Genomic DNA, 992 nt, shown 5'->3' on the forward strand with positions numbered 1-992 from the left:
TCGCTAAGTAAAAACCACCGTTTTACTGCTTCGTTATCTTCGTCATGCTCTTCCATGTTGTTGGATGGCAGCAATGCATTTAACTGGTCGGTTGCATCGGATAAATGGCGCAGTGCTGCGATAGTTTGCTGAGATCGAGGACTTCGATCTTGTTGAGATCTTGTTCCTTGTGGGTGTTTTTCATGTTCTATACCCTCTCGATATCAAGTTGTTACCGGCGTGCGTGGGAATAGCTAAGCAGAGAAAATCCGTAACTCGGTACGGTGTTATGAATTTTTCTCCCCACATTGTGCTTGCAGCGACCATAGGAGTGGCATTGATTTTGTCGGTTGGCAGGTAGCGAGCAATGATGCCTGTCTGACACGGCACTAACTCAGACCATCCTTTGATGTTCAGATAGCGCAAGGCCCCGAAAACGGGGCCTTGCTGGGGTCTCACCCAATACAGCTACCAGAGCCGCTGCAGGGTCCTTCCACCAACCATAGCGCTCTGGCGCAGTTGGCTTCTCGCCCACTGATACTCTACAGGGTCTCGTATCTGATGGCGATAGGTGATCCATGCAACGCCTGCTTAATAGGGTAAGGCAAGCCAAGCCATATCATGGAGCCCGGGCGGCATGCCAAACTGCAGACAGGTAAAAAGAAACAGTAAACCGACAAGGAGGCGATGATGCGATCTGATATCGAGATGAGAATGGATATTTCAATTCGCCAATCTGTTGTTCGTAGCGGTCTCTTTGTCGAGGCACGGGAAACGCCGTGTGAAACGGATGAGCTACGCAAGGCTGAGGAAACAGGAAAAATCTTTTCTATTCTGCCATATGAAGTTGTTCTTTATCCTAAATTTGCCTCATGTACAGAACCTTAAGCGGCAAGCGAATTAATAATACCGTCTAACGTGTTGTTTTGCTTGGATTTTCTCTGCCTACTCTTTTTGCCGTTTTTGGATAAATACACCATTGCCCACTCCAACTTCTCTGTTATTTCCTGCCA

General features: G+C 47.7%; 1 protein-coding gene. It reads left to right on the forward strand.

What is annotated here, in order from left to right; translation table 11 throughout:
- Positions 1 to 669 precede the first annotated feature (669 nt).
- Positions 670 to 867, forward strand: coding sequence for a hypothetical protein (locus tag MUW49_RS19665; protein ID WP_127904553.1), 198 nt, complete (start codon positions 670 to 672; stop codon positions 865 to 867).
- Positions 868 to 992 lie beyond the last annotated feature (125 nt).

Origin of the sequence: Aeromonas sp. LsrichE-8G (assembly GCF_022869435.1) — a bacterium.
In the GTDB taxonomy this organism is placed as follows: domain Bacteria; phylum Pseudomonadota; class Gammaproteobacteria; order Enterobacterales; family Aeromonadaceae; genus Aeromonas; species Aeromonas caviae.